This is a genomic window from Escherichia sp. MOD1-EC6162, from assembly GCF_002965125.1.
Lineage (GTDB): Bacteria > Pseudomonadota > Gammaproteobacteria > Enterobacterales > Enterobacteriaceae > Escherichia > Escherichia marmotae.
In genome coordinates this window covers 1-1,954 of sequence record NZ_PTSB01000068.1, presented here as the reverse complement: position 1 = coordinate 1,954, position 1,954 = coordinate 1, and the positions used below count along the sequence as shown (strand labels likewise).

Below are 1,954 nucleotides of genomic sequence, written 5' to 3'. Positions count from 1 at the left end.
TGTCAACGACGGATGAAAAGTGATCCACTTATATCTCCACCAACGGCCCAATATTGATCCACCGTTTTACTCAGGATTAGCTTCAGCTATAACCCCGGCCTTTCGTTTCTGTCTGAGTCGATAGCTTTCTCCTTTGATTTGAACGACATGTGAGTGGTGTAAGATACGGTCCAGCATCGCTGAGGTCAGTGCTGCATCACCGGCGAACGTTTGATCCCACTGCCCGAACGGCAGATTGGATGTCAGGATCATTGCGCTCTTTTCGTAACGTTTAGCGATGACCTGGAAGAACAGTTTTGCTTCTTCCTGACTGAACGGCAGATAGCCTATTTCATCAATGATGAGCAGGCGGGGGGCCATTACTCCACGCTGAAGCGTCGTTTTATAACGGCCCTGACGTTGTGCCGTAGATAACTGAAGTAACAGATCTGCTGCTGTTGTGAAGCGAACTTTGATACCTGCACGGACTGCTTCATAGCCCATCGCTATTGCCAGATGGGTTTTCCCCACACCTGATGGCCCCAGTAATACGATATTTTCATTACGTTCTATGAAGCTGAGTGAGCGTAACGACTGGAGTTGCTTCTGCGGTGCTCCGGTGGCGAATGTGAAGTCATACTCTTCGAACGTTTTCACCGCCGGGAAGGCTGCCATTCGGGTATACATCGCCTGTTTACGTTGATGACGTGCCAGTTTTTCTTCATGAAGCAGATGCTCCAGGAAGTCCATATAACTCCATTCCTGGTCTACTGCCTGTTGTGACAGCGCAGGCGCTGCGCTTATAAGGCTTTCCAGTTGCAACTGCCCGGCGAGCGCCATCAGTCGTTGATGTTGCAGTTCCATCATCACGCCACTCCTCTGCAGAATGAGTCGTAGATGGAGAGTGGATGATGCAGGGGGTGTTTGTCGAAGTTCACCAGATTTTCACCAGGATGCACGTCATACTCTTTTTTCTCCGGAGGCAGTGCCATCATGGACTGCTGCTCTTCGAGCCAGCGATCGCAGGGACGGGCCTGGATTGTTTCATGCTTTCGTTGGTTAGCGACATCGTGCAGCCAGCGCAGACCGTGGCGGTTGGCTGTTTCAACATCGACAGTGATCCCCATCGGGCGCAGGCGAGTCATTAGTGGGATGTAAAAACTGTTACGGGTGTACTGCACCATCCGTTCCACCTTACCTTTAGTCTGTGCCCTGAAGGGGCGACACAGTCGGGGAGAGAAGCCCATCTCCTTGCCGAACTGCCACAGCGAAGGATGGAACCGGTGCTGACCGGTCTGATATGCGTCACGTTGCAGAACCACAGTTTTCATATTGTCATACAACACTTCGCGCGGCACACCACCAAAGAAGCGGAACGCATTACGATGGCAGGTCTCCAGCGTGTCATAACGCATATTGTCAGTGAATTCGATGTACAACATTCGGCTGTATCCGAGAACAGCAACGAACACGTGAAGCGGTGAGCGACCATTACGCATAGTGCCCCAGTCAACCTGCATCTGTCGTCCGGGTTCAGTTTCGAACCGAACGGCAGGCTCCTGCTCCTGAGGAACCGAGAGAGAACGAATGAACGCCCTGAGAATGGTCATTCCGCCACGATATCCCTGGTCTCTGATCTCGCGAGCGATTACCGTTGCCGGGATTTTGTAAGGATGAGCATCGGCGATGCGTTGACGAATATAATCCCGGTATTCATCCAGGAGTGAAGCAACAGCAGGTCGCGGTGTATATTTTGGCGGCTCAGATTTTGCCTGCAAATAACGTTTAACGGTATTGCGGGAGATCCCCAGTTCTCTGGCAATCGCCCGGCTACTCATTCCCTGCTTGTGCAGGATTTTAATTTCCATAACTGTCTCAAAAGTGACCATAAGCTCTCCTGAATCAGGAGAGCAGATTACCCCCTGGATCTGATTTCAGGCGTTGGGTGTGGATCACTATTGCACCGTTCGTGACA

General features: G+C 51.5%; 2 protein-coding genes. Both read right to left on the bottom strand.

Translation table 11 applies throughout. From position 1 onward, the window contains the following. Positions 1 to 66: 66 nt before the first annotated feature. The gene (istB, locus tag A9587_RS24090; RefSeq protein ID WP_001317493.1) at positions 67 to 849 is read right to left on the bottom strand and encodes an IS21-like element IS100kyp family helper ATPase IstB; all 783 of its coding nucleotides are present in this window, start codon (positions 847 to 849) and stop codon (positions 67 to 69) included. Next, positions 846 to 1,868 carry an IS21-like element IS100 family transposase gene (gene istA, locus A9587_RS24085; RefSeq protein ID WP_105270265.1) on the bottom strand — a complete coding sequence of 341 codons (1,023 nt, stop codon included), beginning with the start codon at positions 1,866 to 1,868 and terminating at the stop codon, positions 846 to 848. The genes istB and istA overlap by 4 nt, the downstream gene beginning before the upstream one ends. Positions 1,869 to 1,954: the final 86 nt, after the last annotated feature.